Raw genomic sequence first — 21472 nt, 5'->3', positions numbered from 1 at the left:
TGCGGCGGCATCGGCAGTGGGCTCCCTCTCCCGCTTGCGGGGGAGGGCTGGGGTGGGGGTGTCTCCGCGTCGGGATTGTCGAGAATTGCGGAGGATGCCCCCGTGTGGTGAGAGCCCTCACCCGCCGCGCGCGGGACGATGCTTCGCATCGCCCGGGGCGCGTCGGCCTCTCCCGCAAGCGGGAGAGGCGGAGCAAGCCGCGTGGTCCTCGTGCACCATATGCGATTGCCCTGACTGAACGCCGGATCCCTCGGCTTGATTTCTCGGAGGCCTCAATCCAGACTGCATCCCTGGATTGAACAACGTATTCGCACCACGCCGCGAATACCCTGGCATCCCGCCGATCGAGAGCACGTCATGCGTCCGACCGAAATTGCGATCTCGAACTATCGCTCCATTCGGCGGCTCTCCATACCCATCCATCCCTTGTCGGTGTTTGTCGGTGAAAATGGCGTCGGCAAATCCAATCTCTACAAGTCCTTGTCGCTGCTGCGCGACGCGGCGACCGGTCAAATCACCCGCACGATCGCCGATGAAGGCGGATTGAATTCGGTCTGCTGGTCCGGCATTCGCAAAAAGGGCGAAGACGGGCGGCTGCGGCTGTCGGCCACATTCGACAGCATGAGGTATTCCATCGAGCTCGGGTTTCCGAGCCCGCTTCAGGCCGCGTTTTCCGGCGAGCCGATGATCAAGGCTGAAACGATCGAAACGACACGCGGCAAACGCACGGTCAAGCTGATGGAGCGGATCAATTCGCTCATCAGCGTCCGTGGCGAGAGCGGCGCCTGGAACGCTCACAAGGATGCGGTGCTGCCGTCAGAGACCGCGCTTGCGGCTTTTTCCGATGGCAAGCAATGTCCGGAAATCGACCTGATCAGAAATGCGATGCTGGGCTGGCGATTCTATCATGACTTCCGCACTGATCCGGCGTCACCGATACGAAAGCCTTGTCTCGCGATCGCGACGCCCTCGCTCAGCGCCGATGGAATCGATTTGGCGGCCACCCTGGCGACCCTCTATGTCATTCGGGAAGACGCCAACGACCTGCAGGACGCGATCCAGGATGCATTCCCGGATGCCGAACTCCGCGCATGGGAAGAAAATGGCAGGTGTGAATTCGATCTGCAATTGCCGGATATGCCGCGGCCGTTCAGGGCGCATGAACTATCCGATGGGACGCTGAAATACATCTGCCTGCTCGCGGTGTTCATGGGCTATCGGCTGCCGCCGTTCATTGCGCTGAACGAACCCGAGACCAGCCTGCATCCGTCGCTGCTGGCGCCGCTGGCCCGGCTCATCGCCAAGGCATCACGCCGCGCCGACATCTGGATCGTCACCCATTCGGAACAGTTGATGGACGCGCTGCGAAGCGAGAGTTCGGTCCCGCTCCGCCGGGTGATCAAGTCGAAGGGCGCCACGGCGATCGAGGGCCTGACCATCGGCGGTGAATATCGCGACGACGAGGACGACGAGGAATCCGACGAGGACGACGATTCTTAACCGTCGTAGATCGAGCTGTCGTGCTACTGCGGCCTACTTCCGCAAAATCTTCGCCAATTCCCCGTGCACGAACTCATTCCCGCACACGACATTGCCCGTCACCAGGGCATCGCCCGGCGTGTCGATGTCGGTGATCGTGCCGCCCGCCTCGCGCAGCATGATCATGCCCGCCGCGATGTCCCAGGATTGCAAATTGCGCTCCCAATAGCCGTCGAGGCGGCCCGCCGCGACGAAGGCGAGGTCGAGGGAGGCGGCGCCGAAGCGGCGCAGGCCGGCGACGCGCTCTTGCATCGCGGTCATCTCGCGGCGGAATTCCTCGTGGTCGCCGCGGCCGATATGGGGCAGGCCGCAGGCCACCACGCATTCGTTGAGCTGGCGGCGGCCGGCCACGCGCAGGCGCTGGTCGTTGAGGAAGGCGCCCTTGCCGCGCTCGGCAATGTAGAGCTCGTCATTGGCGGGATTGTAGATCACGCCGGCGATGATCGTGCCTTCGCGCGAAAGCCCGATCGAGATCGCGAATTGCGGGATGCCGTGCAGGAAGTTGGTGGTGCCGTCGAGCGGATCGACGATCCAGGTGTGGCTCTTGTCGGAGCCCTCGCGCGTGCCGCCTTCCTCGCCGATGAAGCCGTAACCGGGCCGCGCCTTGGCGAGGTCCTGGTAGAGGATCTCCTCGGCGCGCTTGTCGGCCAGCGAGACGAAATTCGCCGGCCCCTTCAGCGAGACCTGGAGATGCTCGATCTCGCCGAGATCGCGCTTGAGGCTGCGGCCGGCGCGGCGCGCGGCCTTGACCATGACGTTGATAGTTGCGGAATACAGCATGAGCTCTGGTCTTGATCGGGGGAAATGGCGCGAAATCGCACCTGTTTGAGGGATGGGGTGCCCTGCGGGGGCCTCAACGTCAAGTCATTTGGCCCCGAGCCATTTCCTGGCGGCGGCCTCGGCCTTGGCCCGGTCCTCGGCCGGCAAATCCGACAATTGCTTGTCCAGCTCCGGATCGCCCTTGCCGGCGGTCTTGGCCACCAGATGCCATTTGAAGCCCTCGACCTTGTCCACGGCCGTGCCCATGCCGTTGATCAGCACCCAGGCCAGCCGGTTCTGCGCGATCGCGCTGCCCTGGCGGGAGGCCTTGCGGAGCAGGGCTACGGCCGCCGGCTGGTTCTTCGGCGTGCCGGTGCCGTTGAACAGCGCGATGGCGTATTCGACCTCGGCATCGACATTGTCGGTCAGCGTGGCGACCTGGAGCAGACGCACCGCCCGTTCCAAATCCTTCGGCACGCCGGTGCCTTCCTTGTAGAAGGTCGCGAGCGCGTATTGCGCCTCGGGCAGGCCGGCATCAGCCGCCTGGCGCAGCAGCTCGGCGGAGCGCTTGACGTCCTGCGGCAGGGTCTGGCCGTCGAGATAGAGCAGCGCGAGGTTATAGGCCGCCTTGGGCTCGCCGAGCTTGGCGGCGGACGCCATCAGCTTGACCGCCTCGTTTTTGTCGACCGGGCCGCCGCGGCCGGACATTCTGAGCATAGCGAGCGCGAACATCGCCTCGCGGTCGCCGGCGTCGGAGGCGCGCTTGTACCATTGCAGCGCCTTGGCGTAGTCGCGCCGGATTCCCATGGCATTGGAATAGAGCTCACCCAGCATGGTCATCGCCTTGGCATCGCCGGTTTCGGCACGGGCGGTGGCGAGTTCGAAGGCGGTCTTGTACTGGCCGCGCTGATAGGCGCCGTACACCAGATCGACGTTGGGATTGTCGGTCGGAGGCGCAGGGATCACGGTCGCGGCAGGAGCCTGCTTTGGGGAGGCTGAAGGTTTGGGCGACGCCGAGGATTTGGTTGCCGGCGCCGCTTCCTTCTTCTTGGTGATGGTGTGCGGCGTGGCCTTCGGCTTGTCCTTGGTTTTCTCGGCCGAAGGGCTTGGCGTTGCCACGGGCGGCGTGATCTGGAGCTGCGCGGCCGCGGGCACTGTGAGCAGCAGCGTGGCCAGGATGGTGATGCGCGGGAGCTTCATGACGGGCGCTAGCCGTGCTCCTGACCCGCAGGATTTTGGCCCGCAAGCGCCGTCGCATGAGCATTCTTGATCGCAGCGTCGATCTCGACCAGCGCGGCCTTGGGTCCGCGCGGATCGGCCCAGATCAAGTCGTCCACCAGCACGAAATCGGCGCCGCTGGCGGCGAATTCGCGGGCCTCCTCCAACGACAGGGCAAAGCCGACGCAGGGCGGCTCGAACAGCTCGGCCCACCAGTCCAGCCGTTCGGCGATCGCTTGCGACGACGGCCGCTGGCCCTTTGCGTCGGGCTCGCCGAACAAGACGTAATCGGCGCCGATCTCGCCCGCATCCATGGAATGGTGCCGCGTCGTCAGCCCGCCGACGCCGGCGATGCGATCGGGCTTGAGCGATGGCAGCGCCTCTTTCAGCGCGGCGATGCCGGGCAGGTGCGCACCGTCGGCGCCGCCGCGTGCGACGAGCTCAGGATGGCCGTCGACGAGCAGCGCGGCGCCCGCTTTCTGAACCGGCGGCGCTAGCGCCTTGATCCGGGAGATCATGGTGCGCTGATCGGTCTCCTTCAGGCGCAGCAGCACGGCCGCGACGTCGGCGGCGGCGAGCAGACCGGGCAGCTCCGTGAGAAGCGAAGCGGGATCGTCGACGACAGGCGTCGCGAGATAAAGGCGCGGCGCCGGGCGCGGCGGAGGAGATTTGTTCGACAAGATCTAGGCCGCTTTCTGTTCCAGGCTGCTTTGCCATTCGCCTTTGGAGGCGAGGCCATTCATTCGCGCGCGGTGACTGAATGCGCTTTGTCCGGCCGCGACGTTCCCGGCTTTGCCCGACCAGGCCTTCTGCGGCGCGGCCTGCAGTGCGCGACCGTAGGAGAAGGTCAGGCCCCAGGGCAGGGGCCCGCGCTTGTGCATGGAGTTGAGATGCGCCGTTGCCTCTTCATCCGACTGGCCGCCGGAGAGGAAGGCGATGCCGGGTACCGCCGCGGGCACGCACGCCCTAAGCAGCCGTATCGTCTTCTCCGCGACCTCCTCGATGGAAGCCTGCTTCGGGCATTTTTTGCCGGAGATGGCCATGTTCGGCTTCAGCACCATGCCCTCGAGCGCGACGCGCTGCACGCGCAATTCCTGAAACGTCTTGTTGAGCACACGGCTCGTCACCTCATAGCAGCGATCGATGTCGTGATCGCCGTCCATCAACACTTCGGGCTCGACGATCGGCACGATCTGCGCGGCCTGGCACAGCGCTGCATAGCGCGCCAGCGCGTGGGCGTTGACGCTGATCGCGGTCATTGAGGGGATGCCGCTGCCGATATCGATCACCGCGCGCCATTTGGCGAAGCGCGCGCCGCGCTCGTAATATTTCTTCAAGCGCTCGGCGAGCTTGTCGAGCCCGACGGTGACGAGCTCTCCCGGGCACATCGGCAGGGGCTGCGTGCCCTCGTCGACCTTGATGCCGGGAATGGCGCCGGTCTGTTCGATCAGCTTGACCAGGGGCGTGCCGTCCTTTGCGTTCTGCCAGATCGTCTCGTCATAGAGGATGACGCCGGAGATGTACCGGCTCATGGCTTCGTTCGAGCGGAACAGCATCTCGCGATAGTCGCGGCGGTTCTCCTCGGTCGATTCCACGCCGATCGCGTCGAAACGCTTCTTGATGGTGCCGGAGGATTCGTCGGCGGCAAGGATGCCCTTGCCGGGCGCGACCAGAGCGGTCGCGATCCTGTTGAGCTCAGTCAGATTCATCGAGATGTCCTCCCAAAACGATTCTGCCCTTGCCGGTGAAAATAGACCGTTCTCGGGCAAATGCCGAGTTAACGTTCGTCGCAGGGTAAGGGGGAGGGCTTGTTCACCTCTCCCCGCCTGCGGGGAGAGGTCGGATCGCCCTTGCGATCCGGGTGAGGGGGTACAGGTCCCGCAGTCATCTCATCTGCGGAGAGAGCCCCTCACCCCAACCCTCTCCCCGCGAAGGGCGGGGAGAGGAGGAGGATAGAGCAGCTTCACGCCACCTTCGGGGCGAGCTCGCCCTTGGCGTAGCGCTTGGCCATCTCGGCCGTGGTCAGCACCTTCTTGATCTTGGAGGCTTGGCCTGCGGTATTGAATTCCTGGAGCCGCTGCTTGCACAGCTTGGTCATCGCTTCCATCGCGGGCTTCAGGTATTTGCGCGGATCGAACTCTTCCGGATTGTCCTTGAGCACTTTCCGGATTTGGCCGGTCATCGCCATGCGATTGTCGGTGTCGATGTTGATCTTGCGCACGCCGTTCTTGATGCCGCGCTGGATCTCGGCGACAGGCACGCCCCAGGTCGGCTTCATCTTGCCGCCATAGGTGTTGATGATGTCCTGGAGGTCCTGCGGCACCGACGAGGAGCCGTGCATGACGAGATGCATGTTCGGCAGCTTGCGGTGGATCTCCTCGATCACGTTCATGGCGAGGATGTCGCCGTCGGGCTTGCGGGTGAATTTGTAGGCGCCGTGAGACGTCCCCATCGCGATCGCGAGCGCGTCGACCTGGGTCTCCTGGACGAACTTCACGGCTTCATCCGGATTGGTCAGGAGCTGGTCGTGGCTGAGCTTGCCCTCGGCGCCGTGGCCGTCTTCCTTGTCGCCCATGCCGGTTTCGAGCGAGCCGAGCACGCCGAGTTCGCCCTCGACCGAGATGCCGCCGAGGTGGGCCATGTCGGTCACGGTCTTGGTGACGCCGACATTGTAGCCCCAGTCGCCGGGGGTCTTGCCGTCAGCCTTGAGCGAGCCGTCCATCATGACCGAGGTGAAGCCGGCCTGGATCGCGGTCATGCAGGTTGCCGGCTCGTTGCCGTGGTCGAGATGCACGCAGACCGGAATGTGCGGATAGATCTCGGTCACCGCGTCCATCATGTGCTTGAGCATGACGTCGTTGGCGTAGGAGCGCGCACCGCGCGAAGCCTGGATGATGACGGGCGCGTCGACCTGGTTGGCCGCGTCCATGATCGCCAGCGCCTGCTCCATGTTGTTGATGTTGAAGGCCGGGACGCCGTAATCGTTCTCCGCCGCATGGTCGAGCAATTGACGCAACGTGATCCGAGCCATCTGTGTTTTTCTCCCGTTTGGGCCTGCAAGGCCACTGCTTGAAGGCGGCTACGACTTGCCGACCGATTACTTGGTGCGCAGAACTTCGACGCCGGGCAGGGGCTTGCCTTCCATCCATTCAAGAAATGCGCCACCGGCGGTCGAGACATAGGTGAACTGACCGGCCACATGGGCCTGGTTGAGGGCCGCGACGGTGTCGCCGCCGCCCGCTATCGAGATCAGCTTCTTGGCCTTGGTGCGCTCGGCGGCGTGCTTGGCGGCGGACATCGTGCCGCGGTCGAACGGCTGCATCTCGAAGGCACCGAGCGGTCCGTTCCAGACCAGTGTCGCCGCATCGTCGATCGCGGCGTGGACGCGTGCGATCGACTGCGGACCGACGTCGAGGATCATGCCGTCGGCCGGGATCGCGTCGAGGCCATAGGCGTGCGACGGCGCGTTGGCCGCGAAATGATAGGCGACGGTGGCATCGACCGGCAGGATGATGGCGCAGTTGGCGGCTTCCGCCTTTTCCATGATGCGCAGCGCGGTCGCGGCGAGATCCTTCTCGGCCAGCGACTTGCCGATGCCGACGCCCTGGGCGTGCAGGAAGGTGTTGGCCATGCCGCCGCCGATCACGAGCGCGTCGACCTTGGTCACGAGGTTTTCGAGCAGGTCGATCTTGGTCGAGACCTTGGCGCCGCCGATGATCGCGATGACGGGCTTGGTCGGTGAGCCCAGCGCCTTCTCCAGCGCGACCAGTTCGGCCTGCATGGTGCGGCCGGCATAGGCGGGTAGCTTGTGGCCGAGGCCTTCGGTCGAGGCGTGGGCGCGGTGCGCGGCCGAGAACGCGTCATTGACCCAGATGTCGCCGAGTTTTGCGAGCTCCGCGACAAAGGCCGGATCGTTCTTCTCTTCCTCTTTGTGGAAGCGGGTATTTTCGAGACAGAGGATGTCGCCGTCGTTCAGCGCCGCCACGGCCTTGGCCGCGGGCTCGCCGATGCAGTCGTCGGCGAAGCCTACGGGCTTCTTCACGACCTTCGACAGCGCCTCGGCAACAGGCTTGAGCGAGTCCTTGGCATCGCGTCCTTTCGGCCGACCGAAATGCGCGAGCAGGATGACCTTGCCGCCCTTGTCGGAGATTTCGGTGATGGTCGGCGCGACGCGCTCGAGCCGGGTCGCGTCGCTGACGCGCCCGTTCTCCATGGGCACGTTGAGATCGACGCGCAGCAGGACACGTTTGCCCTTCACATCGACGTCGTCGAGGGTGCGGAATTTGTTGGTCATCGGAGGCCCTTGTCCCGGGCGCACCGCGGCGCGTAGTGCCGCCGTGCAGAACCGGGACCCAAATTGCGGCGAGTCCCGCGGTTGAATGGGCCCGGCTCTGCGACGCAGCGCTTCACGCCGCATCGCGTCCGGGACACGAGAGCGGAGTTAGATCACCTTCGCCATCGCGACGGCGGTGTCCGCCATGCGATTCGAGAAGCCCCACTCATTGTCGTACCAGGACATCACGCGCACCAGCGTGCCGTTCTGCACCTTGGTCTGGTCCATGTGGAACGTCGAGGAGTGCGGGTCGTGGTTGAAGTCGATCGAGACGTTCGGCGCCGTGGTGTAGCCGAGGATGCCCTTGAGCTGCTGCTCGGAGGCACGCTTCATCGCCTCGTTGATTTCCTTCGGATCGGTGGCGCGCTTGGCCACGATCTTGAGGTCGACGACCGAGACGTTCGGGGTCGGCACGCGGATCGCGACGCCGTCGAGCTTGCCCTTCAGTTCCGGCAGCACGAGGCCGATCGCCTTGGCGGCGCCGGTCGAGGTCGGGATCATCGACATCGCAGCCGCACGGCCGCGGTAGAGATCCTTATGCATCGTATCGAGCGTCGGCTGGTCGCCGGTATAGGCGTGGATCGTGGTCATGAAGCCGGTCTCGATGCCGACGAGGTCGTTCAGCACCTTGGCGATCGGCGCAAGACAGTTGGTGGTGCAGGAGCCGTTGGAGACGACTAGATGTTCCCGGGTCAGCGTGTCGTGGTTGACGCCGAAGACGATGGTGGCGTCGGCGCCGTCGGCGGGCGCAGAAACGAGAACGCGCTTGGCGCCGGCGGTCAGATGCGCGGAGGCCTTGTCCTTCGAGGTGAAGATGCCGGTGCATTCCATCGCGATGTCGATGCCGAGATCCTTCCAGGGCAGCTTCGAGGGATCGCGCTCGGCGGTCACCTTGATCTTGTTGCCGCCGAGGCTGATCGTGTCGCCATCGACGGTCACGGTGCCGGGGAAGCGGCCGTGGACGCTGTCGAAGCGAAGCAGATGCGCGTTGGTCTCGACCGGGCCGAGGTCGTTGATGCCGACGACCTCGATGTCCTTGCGGCCGGACTCGGCGATGGCCCGCAGGATGTTGCGGCCGATGCGGCCAAAACCGTTGATTCCGACGCGGACTGCCATGTTTCGTCTCCTTCAATGACCGTTGTCATCCCGCACAACGCGCTAGCGCGCCTGCGAGGGTTTTTTTAGGGCGGACGCCCGGTTCGGCCGGGCGGGGCTTGATCATATGGGAGTTAGGTAGTCCTTTTTTTCGGCAATCTCAACTCTCAGGAAACGCGTTTCAGAACGGCGTTAACCGCGGCCTCGGCGGTAATGCCAAAGTGCTGGAATACCTTGTTGAGAGGGGCGCTGGCGCCGAAGGAGTGCATGCCGATAAATTCGCCATCCTGGCCGATCACGGCGTCCCAGCCCCAGCGCACGGCGGCCTCGATCGCGACCTTGATGGGGGCGTTGCCGATGATCTCGTCGCGGCGCTCCTTTGGTTGCGCTAACAGGAGCTCAAGCGAGGGAACCGAAACCACCCGGGTCGGAATGCCGCGCTCGGCGAGCTGCTTCTGGGCGGCCACGGCCATCTCCACTTCGGAGCCCGAGGCGAACAGCGTCGCCTTTGCTTCGCCCTGGGCGGCCACCAGTTCGTAGGCACCAAACCGGCAGGGGCTTTCGTTCGGTGCGGTGGTGCGCAGCTGCGGCAGGTTCTGACGGGTCAGCGCCAGCACCGTCGGGCCGTCGATGCGGTTGAGCGCGAGCTCCCAGCACTCGGCAACCTCGATGGAATCGCACGGGCGGAACACGCGCATATTGGGAATGGCGCGAAGTGCCGAGAGATGCTCGACCGGCTGGTGGGTCGGGCCGTCCTCCCCGAGGCCGATAGAATCATGGGTCATCACATAAACGACCCCGGTCCCCATCAACGCGGCGAGCCGCATTGCCGGCCGCGCATAATCGGTGAACACCAGGAAGGTCGCGCCGTTCGGCGCAAAACCACCGTGCAGGAAGATGCCGTTCATCGCCGCGCACATGCCGTGCTCGCGGATGCCGTAATGGATGAAGCGGCCCTTCGGCGTCTTGGCCGAGAACGCGGTTGCCGACTTCGCCTTGTTGTTGTTGGAGCCGGTGAGGTCGGCCGAGCCCGCCAGAAATTCCATCGGCATCGCGCCAGCAATCACTTCGATCACGGCTTCGGAGGATTTGCGGGTCGCCGCATTCATCGGCTTTTCCAAGAGCTCCTTCTTGTAGCCTTTGAACGCCTTCGCCAGCGCCGCTGGGCGCTCGTGGCGCAGCCGTCGCTCGAACTCGGCGCGCTTGCGGCTGCCGAGTTCGCCGAGCCTTGCTTCCCATTCCTGTCGTGCCGCCGCGCCGCGGCTGCCGGCCGCGCGCCAGGCCTTGAGCACGTCGTCGGGCACCGAGAACGGCTCCAGCGAAATGCCGAGATTTTCCTTGGCGGCCTTGAGTTCGTCGGCACCGAGCGCTTCGCCGTGCACCTTGTTGGTGCCGGCCTTGTGCGGCGCGCCGAAGCCGATGGTGGTGCGGCAGGCGATCAGCGTCGGCTTGTTTGATTTCTGCGCGCGCGTGATCGCGGCTGATATCGCAGCCTGGTCATGACCGTCGATCTTCTCGGCCGCCCAGCCGCACGCCTTGAACCGCTTCACCTGGTCCACGGAATCGGAAAGCGAGGTCGGACCGTCGATCGAGATGCCGTTGTCGTCATACAGCACGATGAGCTTGTTGAGCTTCCAGTGCCCCGCCATCGCGATCGCTTCCTGCGACACGCCTTCCATCAAATCGCCGTCGGAAGCGATCACATAGGTATGGTGATCGACGATCTTTTTGCCGAACTCGGCGGCGAGCATCTTCTCGGCGAGCGCCATGCCGACAGCGGCGGAAATGCCCTGGCCGAGCGGTCCGGTGGTGGTCTCGATGCCCTTGGTGTGGCCGTGCTCGGGATGTCCCGGCGTCAGCGACCCCAACTGGCGAAAGTCCTTGAGCTGGTCGATCGTCATCTCGGGGCTGCCGATCAGATACAGCAGCGAATAGATCAGCATCGAGCCGTGCCCGGCCGAGAGCACGAAGCGGTCCCGGTCCGGCCAGTCCAGCGCGGCGACGTCGAATTTCAGGAATTGCGTGAACAGCACGGTCGCCATGTCGGCGGCGCCCATCGGCAGGCCCGGATGACCCGATTTCGCCTTCTCGACGCCGTCCATGGCGAGGCCGCGGATCGCATTGGCCATACGGTTGTGGTCGACCTGCGTCATGTCTGAAAATCCGTCTGAAATGAGGCGCTTGTGGCTGGATTTGGCCGCGCCGGAAGGAGCCTTTCGGCCGCTGGGGTCGCGGCTGGGATAGCATCTCGGTTCCGACAGGCCAAGGCAATCAAACGCCGGTTTGGCCGCAAAAGTTGCTTAGCAGTGCATAGTTTCGTGGCGGCGTTGCGCTCCGCTAGCTTGCCACGTAAATTTCTGCTTCTAACCGCTTGCCGAACCGAGTCTTTTGCCGGACGGCAAGCCCCCAGGGGATAGGCCACAGGTTCCGCCGCTGACTGCATGAACGATCGCGTATCCAACAGCTCTGCCATGACCGAGTCCTCGGCCGTCGAGATCGAGATCGCGACCCGCAGGCTCATGGCGGCGCTCGACTCGCTCGAAAGCGCGGTGGAGCGGCGGCGCGACGCCGATCGCGACGAGAACGAGCTCGCTGCGCGGATCCAGGCGCTGGGCGCGGACCGCTCGCGGCTTGCCGACGAGCTCGACGGCGCGCTGGTGAAGGCGCGCAAGCTCGAGCGCTCCAGTCGCGAGATCTCCGATCGGCTGGATTCCGCGATCGTCACGATACGCTCGGTGCTCGATACCGGAGAGGATGGATGAGCCACATCAACGTCACCATCAACGGCCGGCAATACCGCATGGCCTGCGAGGAGGGCCAGGAGGTGCGGCTGCTCAAGCTCGCCGAAAGCCTGGAGACGCGGATTCAGTCGCTGCGCGGAAAGTTCGGCGAGATCGGTGATGCCAGGCTCACCGTGATGGCGGCGCTGACCGTCTGCGACGAATTGGTCGATGCCGGCAATCGCATCCGCACCATGGAGCAGGAGCTGACCGAGTTGCGGGATTTCCGCAACGCCGCCGTCGAGCGCGCCCGGCTGACCCAGACCGCGGTCGTGAACGCACTGAACTCCGCGGCCGAGCGCATCGAGAAGTCGACCCAGGTCCTGAACCGGACCGTCGGCAACGGGATCGCCATCGGTTGACCCTTCACCGGGCTGGCGATTCGTCAGCATCGTTGTTACATTGCCCAAGCGGGGCTGCGACGCGCGTCAGGAGCCATTATCCCCGGGGCCTTATCGATCCTTTAGGGAACTGTCCCTGGCCGGGCCCGTGGGCTCGGACATATGGTGCCCACCTACTTTCGTAGGGAACTCCGGGATCGAGTGCTTCAACGGCGTTCGCGGCTTCGCACTTTTGTTTGCTTGGTTTGTGCCTGTTGAAACGACTGCGGCCAATTCAACAGGTGTCATGCCCCGGCTTGACCGGGGCATCCAGTACGCCGCGGCGTCGAAATTTGATTACTGGCGTCTCTGGAATACTGGATCGCCCGCCCCAGTGCGCAAGGGCGCACAAGGCGGGCGATGACAGCGGAGCAAGACTTCGCCTTCGGAGCAAACGCGCATGACCAACACCAAAGCCGAACTCCGTGCCAAAGCCCTCGCGGCGCGCGATGCGCTGAGCGAAAAGAAACGCACCGCCGCCGCCGCCAATCTCGCCAAGCGCGGGCTGCCGTTCCAGCTCCTGCCTGGCAGCATCGTATCAGGCTATTCGCCGATCCGCAGCGAGATCGATCCGATGCCGCTACTGAAGACGCTCGCAGAGCAGGGTGCCAGGCTCGCGCTGCCTTGCGTCACCGCGCGCGGCCAGTCGCTGATCTTCCGCATCTTCAATCCGAACGATCGCCTGATGCTCGGCCCGCTCGGCATTCCCGAGCCGTCGCCTGGGGCCGCTGAAGTCATTCCCGACATCATGCTGACGCCGCTCGCTGCCTTCGATCGTCTCGGCCATCGCATCGGTTATGGCGCGGGGCACTACGACCACACCTTCGCGCATCTGCGAAAAGCCAAGACCATCGTCGGCATCGGGCTCGCTTTTGCAGCGCAGGAGATCAAGGCGGTTCCGGCACTATCCCACGACGTCGCGCTGGATTATGTGCTAACGGAATCCGACGTATTCGATTTCCGGAGTTCTGAAGTTGCGCATTCTCTTCGTGGGTGATGTCGTCGGCCGTGCCGGGCGCAATGCCATCGCCGAATATCTGCCCGGCATGGTCAAGGACTGGTCGCTCGATTTCGTCGTCGTCAACGGCGAGAATTCCGCCGGCGGCTTCGGCATCACGGAAGCGATCTATCAGGAGTTTCTCGATGCCGGCGCCGACGCGGTGACGCTCGGCAATCACTCATGGGACCAGCGCGAAGCACTCGTATTCATCGAGCGCGCCGAGCGTTTGGTGCGGCCGGCGAACTATCCGCGCGGCACGCCCGGCCGCGGCGCCGCATTGGTCGAGACCAAGAACGGCAAGCATGCGCTCGTCGTCAACGCTTTGGGCCGCGTCTTCATGACCCCGTTCGACGATCCCTTCGCAGCGCTGGAGCGCGAGCTCGGCGCCTGTCCGCTCGGCATCGCTGCGGACGCCATCGTCGTCGACTTCCATTGCGAGGCGAGCAGCGAGAAGCAGGGCATCGGCTTCTTCTGCGACGGCCGCGCCAGCCTCGTCGTCGGCACCCACACCCATGTGCCGACCGCCGACCACCAGATCCTGTCAGGCGGCACCGCCTACATGACCGATGCCGGCATGACCGGCGACTACGATTCCATCATCGGCATGCAGAAGGAAGAGCCGCTGCGGAGGTTCACCTCCGGAATCCCGTCAGGCCGCTTCGAGCCGGCGGCGGGCGCGGCGACGCTCAGCGGCGTCGCCGTGGAGACCGATGACGCGACAGGGCTCGCACTGCGGATTGCCCCGGTGCGCGCGGGCGGCCGGCTGGAGCCGGCGACGCCGAAATTCTGGTTGAGCTGAGTTCTCGCGTAGCTCACCACACACTCAGTGTCGTCCTGGCGAAAGCCAGGACCCATTACCACCGGCCGTGGTAATGGGCAGGCTCGCGGTCAAGGGCATCGCGCCAAACAGACAGTTGGGGTAATGGGTCCTGGCTTTCGCCAGGACGACAATGGGGCCTACTCCGCCGTCTGCTCCCTCAACCCCGCCACATCCTTCGCGGTCAGCTTGGACCCCTTCGTCCCGAACCGCGCCGTGACATAGTTCGCCACCGCCGCGATCTCGTCGTCGCTATACGCCTCACCGAACGCCGGCATCGACAGCGCGCCGTCGGGCGTGTGGCGCTTGGTGCCGGACAGCACAATCTGCGCCACGTTGGTGGCGGCGGGGTCGTTGACGGCCCAGGTGCCGGTCAGCGTCGCCATCGGCGAGACCGGGCTCTCGCCGCTCCAGCCGTGACAGCTGGCGCAGGCGCTGGCGAACATTTTCTTGCCGCGCGCGTCCGCCGTAACGCCGTCCTTGTGCGAGGCGGGCGCAATGGGTGCGATGGTTGCGGGCAGGTCGGGCGAGGGCTGCGGCGGCACGCTGCGCAAATAAGCGACGATGCTGCTTATGTCCTCAGGCGCGAACTGGCTGAAACTGTGGTCGACCGCTTCACCCATCGGACCCGACGCCGAGCCGTGGCGCGGCGCATGGCCGAGCGACAGATAGGAGATCAGGTCCTCGTCGCGCCAGCTGCCGAGACCAGTGGCCTTGTCGGAGGAGATGTTGAAGGCGCGCCAGCCGGCCGTGATCGCGCCTGCAAATTTCTTGCTGTTGTCCAGCGCAAAGCCGAGATTGCGCGGCGTATGGCATTCGCCGCAATGTGCCAGCGCCTCCACGAGATACGCGCCGCGATTCCACTCCGGGCTCTTCGACGTATCAGGCGCAAAGCGCGTGTCGGGATTGAACACGGCCGACCAAAAGATCATCGCCCAGCGCTGATTGAACGGGAACGACAGCGTGTTCTCCGCCGGCTTCGCGCGCACCGCCGGCAGGCTGAACAGATAGGCCTTCACCGCCAGCACGTCCTCGTCTGTCATATAGGTGTAGGACGTGTAGGGCATCGCCGGATAGAGCCGGGCGCCATCATGGCGCTTGCCGCGCTGGACGGCGTTGAGAAAATCCTGGTCGCTGTAATTGCCGATGCCGGTGTCCTTGTCCGGCGTGATGTTGGTGGAATAGAGCGTGCCGAACGGCAGCTTGAAACCGAGCCCGCCGGAATAGTCCTTCTCGCCGGGCTTGGTGTGGCACACCATGCAGTCGGCCGCCTTTGCGAGATATTCGCCGCGTTCGACCAAGCTCGCCTTCTCGAACTTCGCCGGCACGCCGGCCGGCTTGCCGGCGCGGTAATCCGCCAGCGCCACCTTGGGGCCGCCGGCGAAGTCGAGCGGACCGGGCCCGCGGATGAACCAGACGCCGAGCGCCGCCACGACAGTTGCGATCACGACGATGCCAGTGAGGATACGCATCTTGCCGCTCATGCCTTTTTCCCCGCAGCCAGCAGTTTCCGATCGATCGGCAGGCGCCGCAGCGCGACGCCGGTTGCCGCGTAAATGGCGTTGCGCAGCGCCGGCGGTCCGGCATTGACGCCGGCCTCGCCGATGCCGCCGGGCGCCTCGCCGCTCTTGACCACGACGACCTCGATCTTCGGCATCTCGTTGATGCGCATCATGCGATAGTCGTGGAAATTCGACTGCTGCACGCGGCCCTTCTCGATGGTGATCTCGCCGTAGAGCGCGGCGGTGAGGCCGAACACCAGGCCGCCCTCGATCTGCGCTTTCACCGTGTCAGGATTGACCGCGATGCCGGTGTCCACCACCGAGACGATGCGGCGGAGCACGATCTCGCCGATATCGTCGATCTCCGCTTCGACCACGGTGGCGAGGAAGCTCGCAAACGACGGCTGCACGCAGACGCCGCGACCGACGCGCGGGGGCAGCGGTTGGCCCCAGCCGGATTTCTCGGCGGCGAGATTGAGCACCGCGAGCATGCGCGGATTCTTCGTCAGCATCGAGCGGCGGAATTCGACCGGATCCTTGCCGGCCTTGCGCGCCAGCTCGTCCATCGCGCATTCGACCGCGAACACGTTGTTGTTCGGACCGACGCCGCGCCAGAAGCCGGTGGGCACCGCCGGCGGTTCGGCGCGGACATATTCGACATGGAAGTTGGCGAAGTCGTAGGGCGCATCCACGGCGGCATCGACCGCGTCGATGTCGATACCCTTCTGGAACGCCGGCGGCAGCCAGCGCGCCAGCACGGCTGAGCCGGCGACCTTGTACTTCCACGCTGCGACCTTGCCGTCGACCAGCGATGCCGTGACCTGGTCGCGATAGACCGGGCGGTAGACGTCGTGCTGGATGTCCTCCTCACGGGTCCATATCACCTTCACGGGATAGTCGACCTGTTTTGCGATCTTCACGGCGGCCACCACCATGTCCGGCTCGAGCTTGCGGCCGAAGCCGCCACCGAGCAGATGCTGGTTGACGATCACCTTGTCGACCGGGAGGCCCGCGGCCTTCGCCGCCTCCGACTGCACGCGCGTCATGATCTGCGTGCCGGTCCAGATCTCGCAGGCTTCAGGCCTGACGTGAACGGTGGCGTTGATCGGCTCCATCGAGGCATGCGCAAGGAACGGCAGTTCGAAGCTCGCCTCGAACCTGTCGCCGCTTGCGAGCCCCTTGGCGATGTCGCCGACCGATTTCGCGACCACGCCGTCCTTCTCGCTGGCGGCGCGCAGATGCTGCCAGATATCCTTTGTGCTGAGCTTCGCGTTCGGTCCCTCGTTCCACTCGATCTTGAGCGCATCGAGGCCTTTCTTCGCGGCCCACATGTGATCGCCGATCACGGCGACCGTGTCCTCGAGCACCACGACCTTGCGCACCCCCGGGATTTTCACCGCCGCGCTGTCGTCGACCTTGCCGACCTTGCCGCCAAAGACCGGGCAATTGGCTATCGCGGCGATCTTCATGCCGGGCAGGATCGCGTCGATGCCGTACACGGCCTTGCCGTTGACCTTGTCCGGCGTGTCGAGCCGCTTCAAGGGCTGGCCGATGATCACGAAATCCTTGGGATCCCTAAGCGGCACGTCTTTCGGCGGCGACTGGCCCTGTGCAGCCAGTGCCAGTTCGCCATAGCCGAGCTTGCGGCCACTTGCGGCATGCACGACCTCGCCTTTCGACGTCGTGCAGCTTGCGGGCTCGACCTGCCATTGCGCCGCTGCGGCCTGCACCAGCATCGCTCGCGCGCTGGCGCCGGCCGAGCGCAAGGGTTTCCACCAGGCACGGATCGAGGTCGAACCGCCGGTCGCCTGCAGGCCAAAGGCGGGATTGGCGTAGAGCTGGTCGTTGGGCGGCGCGTGCAGCACCGCGACCTTTGCCCAATCGGCATCGAGCTCTTCGGCCAGGATCATCGAGATCGAGGTATAGACGCCCTGGCCCATCTCGACCTGCGGCATCAGGAGCACGGTGCGGCCAGTCTCCTCGATTCGGATAAAGGCGTTCGGCGCGAACTTGCCGTCGGTGGTGTCCTTCGGCTGCTCCGGCTCGTTGACGGCGGCGCGCAGCGGCAGGTGGAAGGCGAGCAGGAAGCCGGTGGCGAGACCGCCGGTCAGAAGCGCACGGCGGGAAACGTCAGGAAGAGTCTTGTCGGTGATCATGGCGGACCTCACGACTGCCGGCCGGAGGCGGCCAGCTTGATGGCCTCGCGGATGCGCACATAGGTGCCGCAGCGACAGATGTTGCCGGCCATCGCTGCGTCGATGTCGGAATCATCAGGGCTGGGCGTTGCCGCCAGCAGTGCCGCGGCCGCCATGATCTGACCGGACTGGCAATAGCCGCACTGGATCACTTCGGCATCGAGCCAGGCCTTCTGCACCTTTGCGCCGGCCGGTGTGCTGCCGACATGCTCGATCGTGGTGATGGCGCGGTTCGCGACCGCGCTGATCGGCAAGACGCAGGAGCGTACTGCCTTGCCATCGACGTGCACCGTGCAGGCGCCGCACTGAGCGATGCCGCAGCCGAACTTGGTGCCCGTCATCCCAAGGACGTCACGCAGGACCCACAGCAGCGGCATGTCAGGTGGCGCGTCGAACGATTTCGTTTCGCCATTGATGGTGAGAACAGTTGCCATATGCATCCCCTTGCTCGCGCGATCGCTTACGGCGATCTAGTCAGCGAATTTGCGCGCACAATAATCATATCGATGCGAAACGATGAAGCGTCGACATTTCCGGCAATGCATATTTGCGCAGCGAGCGGGTCAGGCCATGACGTTCACGAATTTGTGCGGCGATCACTGCAGTGATTTTGGGCTAATTGATATGATAATCGTCATGTTTTGACGCTTTTGCTTCACATGCGCCGTTGATCGCCGCAGATGATCGTGCGAATGCGCAAAATCATGCGATGACGAAAGTCGTGCGATTGTGGAAGTCAGACGGCGACGCGGACTTCTGACGCGATCAATTGCAGCAACCCATTGTTGTGCCCTCTCCCCTTGTGAGAGAGGACAGCGACGCCGGTAGACGCAGGCTCACTCGGGTGAGGGGTCTCTGTCCGCGTATGGGCGCCGTTGTGGATCAACCGACAAAGGGGAGCCTGATCGTGAACGAGGCACCGCCGTGCTCCCGATTACTCGCTGATATGAATCCGTTGTGCGCTTCGATAATGGTGCGCGCAATGGACAAGCCCATGCCCATGCCTTCCGCTTTGCTGGTGTAAAACGGCTCGAAAACCTGTTTCAATTTGTCTTCTGGAATGCCGGGTCCGCGATCTGATACGGATAGCTCGGCAAACTGATCGGCGCGCGCAGTCCGGATGCTGATAGTGCGGCTTTCGTGAGACGTGTCCTTCATAGCCTCGACCCCGTTCAGCACAAGGTTCAAAATGACTTGTTGAAGCTGAATGCGGTCGCCGAGGATCGGTAGCGCATCGGACGTGATCACGTTGACCATTTCGAATTTTCGGCTGACGGTTAGCGCCGAAAGAAATCTGACCGTCTCTTGCACTACCTCGTTGAGGTCCAGTTGCTTCAATTCGAACGGCGCCTTCTTTAGGAGGCTGCGCATCCTGCGAATGACCTCGGTGGCGCGCCGGTCATCCTGTAAAATATCGTTCACAATTTCCCTGAGTTCAACAACATCGGAAAGTGCAGCGATATCGGGACGCTGCGATTGCAGGATCGCGGCTGCGGTTTCAGCGTTCGTCAGAATAGACCCCAGCGGCTGGTTGATCTCGTGAGCAATCGAGGCGGTCAGTTCACCAGCGGTCGCGAAGCGATTAACGTGAGCCAGTTCAGTCATGCGCTGTCGCGACTGTACTTCGGCGAATTGCCGACGACGATGTTCAAATAACAAAAGCGCGATCAGTCCCGCTTGCGCGAGGACAAGCGCGATAGTGAATGTGATTTGCCACCAATATCGCTCCCACAACGTGGGCTCCCGGAAGTAGACGGCGCTACCGGGCGGCAGATTGCGCTCGGCAATTCCCCACCGCTGCATTTGTCGCCAGTCGAATATGGGAGATGCAACGTCAACGAATGATGGCTTGATGTCGGCGATCTTTTCGCCATTGAGGATGCGAAGCGCGACCTTGGCGGCTTTGGTGCTTTGCTCAATCACGGAATGCATGGGGCCACCGACGATGCCGTCTCCAAAAAAAGATTGGTCGTGAGTAAAGATCGGCGCGTTGGCCACCTTGGAAAGTTGGAGTAACGCGCCGGGCCCCTCATACGCCACGCCCGCGGCGTCAACATTCAGCAAGAGCCAGAAGATCGCACTATGTGGCGGGAGGGTCGCTGCGTCCTTCTGAATTTCTTCAAATGAAAGTTCATTGTAGTATCGAATTTGTACTCGCCCGGCCAGCGGCGCGGTTCGTCGGCGCGTCTCTTCCAGCCAATACGTTTCGCTTGGAGATGCTCCAATTACGACTGCAATCGTGGTTGTTAGAGGCAAAACACTCAGAATATTTTCGAAGAACTCGATGGTGTTGTTGGTCGACCCTACCACTGTGTCATTTTCGCCCAATTTATCGAAGGCCACGCGCCGCCGCTCCACAGCCGTCAAGACCATCGGCGTATTTGGGAAAAGCTCTTTTCGGTGTCGCTGGACAAAATTGGCGGCTGGGGCGCCAATGGACATGATTAGATCGGGCGGGTGCTGGGCATTAAGGGCGTGAAGATATTCGACGAACGGACCATCTGATTTGTCGTTACTCAGGCGAGCAACCACAAGCGAGTGGTCCTGAAACTCCACGTTGCTGCGCCGACTTATTTCGGATCGAATGGCCTCTGCATAAACGGTCCAGGGCTTGAACCGAAGGCCGAACGAATGCAGCATCAGAACACGTTTGGGCGCTGGATCAGCTGCATGACTTTGGCCTGTCGTCGCGATCAAAAATGCGACGGTCAACGCAGCGGTGAATCTCCGCACGCGACAGGTTCGCCATGAGTGAGGCAGCCAGAAAAGCATCGCACTCCGAGCCCCGATCCAAGTGGAGTACCGTATCCGCTCGATCAGATTATCAACAACCGGAGACAAGGGAAACTACGGGGCAATTCTGACACGAACAGTCCGCAAGATTTCATAGCGGGGCGTCGCGCGGTCCCCGCGATACGCCACGTCGTCCAGAGTACCTGCAGACCGATGGCGCAGGGTCGCCATCGTCGGACGGTCACCGCCAGCGCTTGCTTGCGCGCACAGAGGGCCAAGTTGCGCTATCGCCGCGTCGCCACGGATTAATAGGCGCAAATATAGTTCCCGTAAGCATCGTAGCAACTGCGGCGGTACGCAGCAGTGCCAAGGGCAGCCGCGCCGACCGCTGCCGCTCCTACACCGTAGCCTCGATAGCCGTAGCCGCGATAGCCGCCACGATAGCCGTAGCCACGGTAGCCTGCGCCGCGCACTGCAACAGCGCCGCCGCCCCGCGGTCCTCGAACTGCGACCGCACCGCCGCGGTAACCGCCGCCGCCCCGATAGGCACCTCCGCCGCGCCGAGCCTCGGCGTCATCGGGGATCAAGCAGACGATGAGCAAAACGAAAGCGGCAAGAGGAGCGAGAATATAGCGGAGCATGATGGAACCCTTCCATGAATTCATTGAGCCCCGCTCGCGAGATTGCGGCTCCCTGTGCGCGTGGGCTTGATGTAGATCAATCGAACCCGCGCACTGCCACGCCTACGCTATGTTCAGCCGCACCTGAGGCGGCTTCCGTCACCTTTCGGTGACGCAAGTGCGAAGAGGGAGGTCCGCCATGCATCCGAGGAAGCTTCTTTCGATCAAGTCAGCGACGGTCGCGGGCATTGCCGCCAGCGGCCTGCTTGGGCTTGCAACCCTGTCGCTTAGTCCAACCCCAGCCAAGGCTGTGATTTACTGCCAGTACGTAGAATATCCCGCGGGTTGCGTTGCCCGGGCAGGCGTCGTGCTCAGGCCGCGCCCGGTGGCGCGCGCCGCAGTCCGTCATAACGCCGGTGGCAATGCGAATGGTGGCGTCAACCGCGTTGGAGCCGGGCGGTAAAGGCCGGTTTCGCAAGCCAGCAAGAAGCCGTCATCGTT

At 63.8% G+C, this 21472-nt stretch carries 19 protein-coding genes and 1 other RNA gene; 7 read left to right on the top strand and 13 right to left on the bottom strand.

Annotation, left to right across the window (positions count from 1 at the left end):
• The first annotated feature begins 357 nt into the window (after nt 1–357).
• Complete coding sequence (locus AC0L30_RS22935) at nt 358–1500, top strand: AAA family ATPase (RefSeq protein WP_219682877.1); 1143 nt, start codon at nt 358–360, stop codon at nt 1498–1500.
• Nucleotides 1501–1533: 33 nt separating this feature from the next.
• On the opposite strand, the gene AC0L30_RS22930 is transcribed toward AC0L30_RS22935, so the two are convergent.
• From AC0L30_RS22930 to tkt, 8 genes are all read right to left on the bottom strand, one after another.
• Nucleotides 1534–2319, bottom strand: a complete 786-nt coding sequence (locus AC0L30_RS22930; protein WP_007599929.1) for an inositol monophosphatase family protein — start codon at nt 2317–2319, stop codon at nt 1534–1536.
• Between the two features lie 84 nt (nt 2320–2403).
• On the bottom strand, nt 2404–3498 hold the full coding sequence (locus tag AC0L30_RS22925) for a tetratricopeptide repeat protein (RefSeq protein ID WP_219682876.1): 1095 nt from the start codon (nt 3496–3498) through the stop codon (nt 2404–2406).
• A gap of 8 nt (nt 3499–3506) precedes the next feature.
• Entirely contained in the window at nt 3507–4196 is a 690-nt protein-coding gene (locus AC0L30_RS22920; RefSeq protein WP_007599931.1) for a thiamine phosphate synthase, read from the bottom strand.
• Between the two features lie 3 nt (nt 4197–4199).
• Entirely contained in the window at nt 4200–5225 is a 1026-nt protein-coding gene (locus AC0L30_RS22915) for a class I fructose-bisphosphate aldolase (protein ID WP_473405253.1), read from the bottom strand.
• 254 nt (nt 5226–5479) lie between these two features.
• A complete protein-coding gene (gene fba / locus AC0L30_RS22910) occupies nt 5480–6547 on the bottom strand; it encodes a class II fructose-bisphosphate aldolase (RefSeq protein WP_275174305.1) in 1068 nt (355 codons plus the stop codon).
• Between the two features lie 66 nt (nt 6548–6613).
• Nucleotides 6614–7810 carry a phosphoglycerate kinase gene (locus tag AC0L30_RS22905; RefSeq protein ID WP_473405252.1) on the bottom strand — a complete coding sequence of 399 codons (1197 nt, stop codon included), beginning with the start codon at nt 7808–7810 and terminating at the stop codon, nt 6614–6616.
• Between the two features lie 147 nt (nt 7811–7957).
• Complete coding sequence (gap, locus tag AC0L30_RS22900; protein WP_007599946.1) at nt 7958–8965, bottom strand: type I glyceraldehyde-3-phosphate dehydrogenase; 1008 nt, start codon at nt 8963–8965, stop codon at nt 7958–7960.
• A gap of 146 nt (nt 8966–9111) precedes the next feature.
• Nucleotides 9112–11097 carry a transketolase gene (gene tkt / locus AC0L30_RS22895; RefSeq protein ID WP_473405251.1) on the bottom strand — a complete coding sequence of 662 codons (1986 nt, stop codon included), beginning with the start codon at nt 11095–11097 and terminating at the stop codon, nt 9112–9114.
• A 288-nt stretch (nt 11098–11385) separates the two neighbouring features.
• Here tkt and AC0L30_RS22890 point away from each other — a divergent pair, with 288 nt between their 5' ends.
• From AC0L30_RS22890 to AC0L30_RS22870, 5 genes are all read left to right on the top strand, one after another.
• Nucleotides 11386–11706 carry a DUF4164 domain-containing protein gene (locus AC0L30_RS22890; protein ID WP_026232773.1) on the top strand — a complete coding sequence of 107 codons (321 nt, stop codon included), beginning with the start codon at nt 11386–11388 and terminating at the stop codon, nt 11704–11706.
• A complete protein-coding gene (locus AC0L30_RS22885) occupies nt 11703–12086 on the top strand; it encodes a cell division protein ZapA (protein WP_007599950.1) in 384 nt (127 codons plus the stop codon). Before AC0L30_RS22890 ends, AC0L30_RS22885 begins: the two co-directional genes overlap by 4 nt.
• A 48-nt stretch (nt 12087–12134) precedes the next feature.
• Nucleotides 12135–12294: non-coding RNA, 6S RNA (ssrS, locus tag AC0L30_RS22880), on the top strand.
• Between the two features lie 210 nt (nt 12295–12504).
• Nucleotides 12505–13101, top strand: coding sequence for a 5-formyltetrahydrofolate cyclo-ligase (locus tag AC0L30_RS22875; RefSeq protein WP_354159357.1), 597 nt, complete (start codon nt 12505–12507; stop codon nt 13099–13101).
• Nucleotides 13079–13903 carry a TIGR00282 family metallophosphoesterase gene (locus AC0L30_RS22870; protein ID WP_007599952.1) on the top strand — a complete coding sequence of 275 codons (825 nt, stop codon included), beginning with the start codon at nt 13079–13081 and terminating at the stop codon, nt 13901–13903. The genes AC0L30_RS22875 and AC0L30_RS22870 overlap by 23 nt, the downstream gene beginning before the upstream one ends.
• A gap of 158 nt (nt 13904–14061) precedes the next feature.
• Here the strand turns inward: AC0L30_RS22870 and AC0L30_RS22865 are convergent, their stop codons facing one another.
• The 5 genes from AC0L30_RS22865 to AC0L30_RS22845 all read right to left on the bottom strand — a co-directional run bounded on the left by AC0L30_RS22865 (nt 14062) and on the right by AC0L30_RS22845 (nt 20992).
• Entirely contained in the window at nt 14062–15405 is a 1344-nt protein-coding gene (locus tag AC0L30_RS22865; RefSeq protein WP_473405250.1) for a c-type cytochrome, read from the bottom strand.
• On the bottom strand, nt 15402–17579 hold the full coding sequence (locus tag AC0L30_RS22860; protein WP_473405249.1) for a xanthine dehydrogenase family protein molybdopterin-binding subunit: 2178 nt from the start codon (nt 17577–17579) through the stop codon (nt 15402–15404). The genes AC0L30_RS22865 and AC0L30_RS22860 overlap by 4 nt, the downstream gene beginning before the upstream one ends.
• An 8-nt stretch (nt 17580–17587) precedes the next feature.
• Nucleotides 17588–18052 carry a (2Fe-2S)-binding protein gene (locus AC0L30_RS22855; RefSeq protein ID WP_198288264.1) on the bottom strand — a complete coding sequence of 155 codons (465 nt, stop codon included), beginning with the start codon at nt 18050–18052 and terminating at the stop codon, nt 17588–17590.
• A gap of 448 nt (nt 18053–18500) precedes the next feature.
• Nucleotides 18501–20390 (bottom strand): sensor histidine kinase, encoded by a 1890-nt coding sequence (locus AC0L30_RS22850; RefSeq protein ID WP_219682868.1) that lies wholly within the window; start codon nt 20388–20390, stop codon nt 18501–18503.
• Between the two features lie 266 nt (nt 20391–20656).
• Nucleotides 20657–20992 (bottom strand): hypothetical protein, encoded by a 336-nt coding sequence (locus AC0L30_RS22845; RefSeq protein WP_245285968.1) that lies wholly within the window; start codon nt 20990–20992, stop codon nt 20657–20659.
• A 178-nt stretch (nt 20993–21170) separates the two neighbouring features.
• Here AC0L30_RS22845 and AC0L30_RS22840 point away from each other — a divergent pair, with 178 nt between their 5' ends.
• Nucleotides 21171–21434 (top strand): hypothetical protein, encoded by a 264-nt coding sequence (locus AC0L30_RS22840; protein WP_007599963.1) that lies wholly within the window; start codon nt 21171–21173, stop codon nt 21432–21434.
• Nucleotides 21435–21472 lie beyond the last annotated feature (38 nt).

Source organism: Bradyrhizobium sp. MI1.11, assembly GCF_055811255.1.
This window is presented reverse-complemented; position numbering and strand designations above follow the sequence as displayed.

Bases quoted from the DNA above. Each gene is read 5' to 3' on its own strand.
- AC0L30_RS22935 (WP_219682877.1), top strand. From the start codon at position 358: ATGCGTCCGACCGAAATTGCGATCTCGAACTATCGCTCCATTCGGCGG.
- AC0L30_RS22930 (WP_007599929.1), bottom strand. From the start codon at position 2,319: ATGCTGTATTCCGCAACTATCAACGTCATGGTCAAGGCCGCGCGCCGC.
- AC0L30_RS22925 (WP_219682876.1), bottom strand. From the start codon at position 3,498: ATGAAGCTCCCGCGCATCACCATCCTGGCCACGCTGCTGCTCACAGTG.
- AC0L30_RS22915 (WP_473405253.1), bottom strand. From the start codon at position 5,225: ATGAATCTGACTGAGCTCAACAGGATCGCGACCGCTCTGGTCGCGCCC.
- fba (WP_275174305.1), bottom strand. From the start codon at position 6,547: ATGGCTCGGATCACGTTGCGTCAATTGCTCGACCATGCGGCGGAGAAC.
- AC0L30_RS22905 (WP_473405252.1), bottom strand. From the start codon at position 7,810: ATGACCAACAAATTCCGCACCCTCGACGACGTCGATGTGAAGGGCAAA.
- gap (WP_007599946.1), bottom strand. From the start codon at position 8,965: ATGGCAGTCCGCGTCGGAATCAACGGTTTTGGCCGCATCGGCCGCAAC.
- tkt (WP_473405251.1), bottom strand. From the start codon at position 11,097: ATGACGCAGGTCGACCACAACCGTATGGCCAATGCGATCCGCGGCCTC.
- AC0L30_RS22890 (WP_026232773.1), top strand. From the start codon at position 11,386: ATGAACGATCGCGTATCCAACAGCTCTGCCATGACCGAGTCCTCGGCC.
- AC0L30_RS22885 (WP_007599950.1), top strand. From the start codon at position 11,703: ATGAGCCACATCAACGTCACCATCAACGGCCGGCAATACCGCATGGCC.
- AC0L30_RS22875 (WP_354159357.1), top strand. From the start codon at position 12,505: ATGACCAACACCAAAGCCGAACTCCGTGCCAAAGCCCTCGCGGCGCGC.
- AC0L30_RS22865 (WP_473405250.1), bottom strand. From the start codon at position 15,405: ATGAGCGGCAAGATGCGTATCCTCACTGGCATCGTCGTGATCGCAACT.
- AC0L30_RS22860 (WP_473405249.1), bottom strand. From the start codon at position 17,579: ATGATCACCGACAAGACTCTTCCTGACGTTTCCCGCCGTGCGCTTCTG.
- AC0L30_RS22855 (WP_198288264.1), bottom strand. From the start codon at position 18,052: ATGGCAACTGTTCTCACCATCAATGGCGAAACGAAATCGTTCGACGCG.
- AC0L30_RS22850 (WP_219682868.1), bottom strand. From the start codon at position 20,390: ATGCTTTTCTGGCTGCCTCACTCATGGCGAACCTGTCGCGTGCGGAGA.
- AC0L30_RS22845 (WP_245285968.1), bottom strand. From the start codon at position 20,992: ATGCTCCGCTATATTCTCGCTCCTCTTGCCGCTTTCGTTTTGCTCATC.
- AC0L30_RS22840 (WP_007599963.1), top strand. From the start codon at position 21,171: ATGCATCCGAGGAAGCTTCTTTCGATCAAGTCAGCGACGGTCGCGGGC.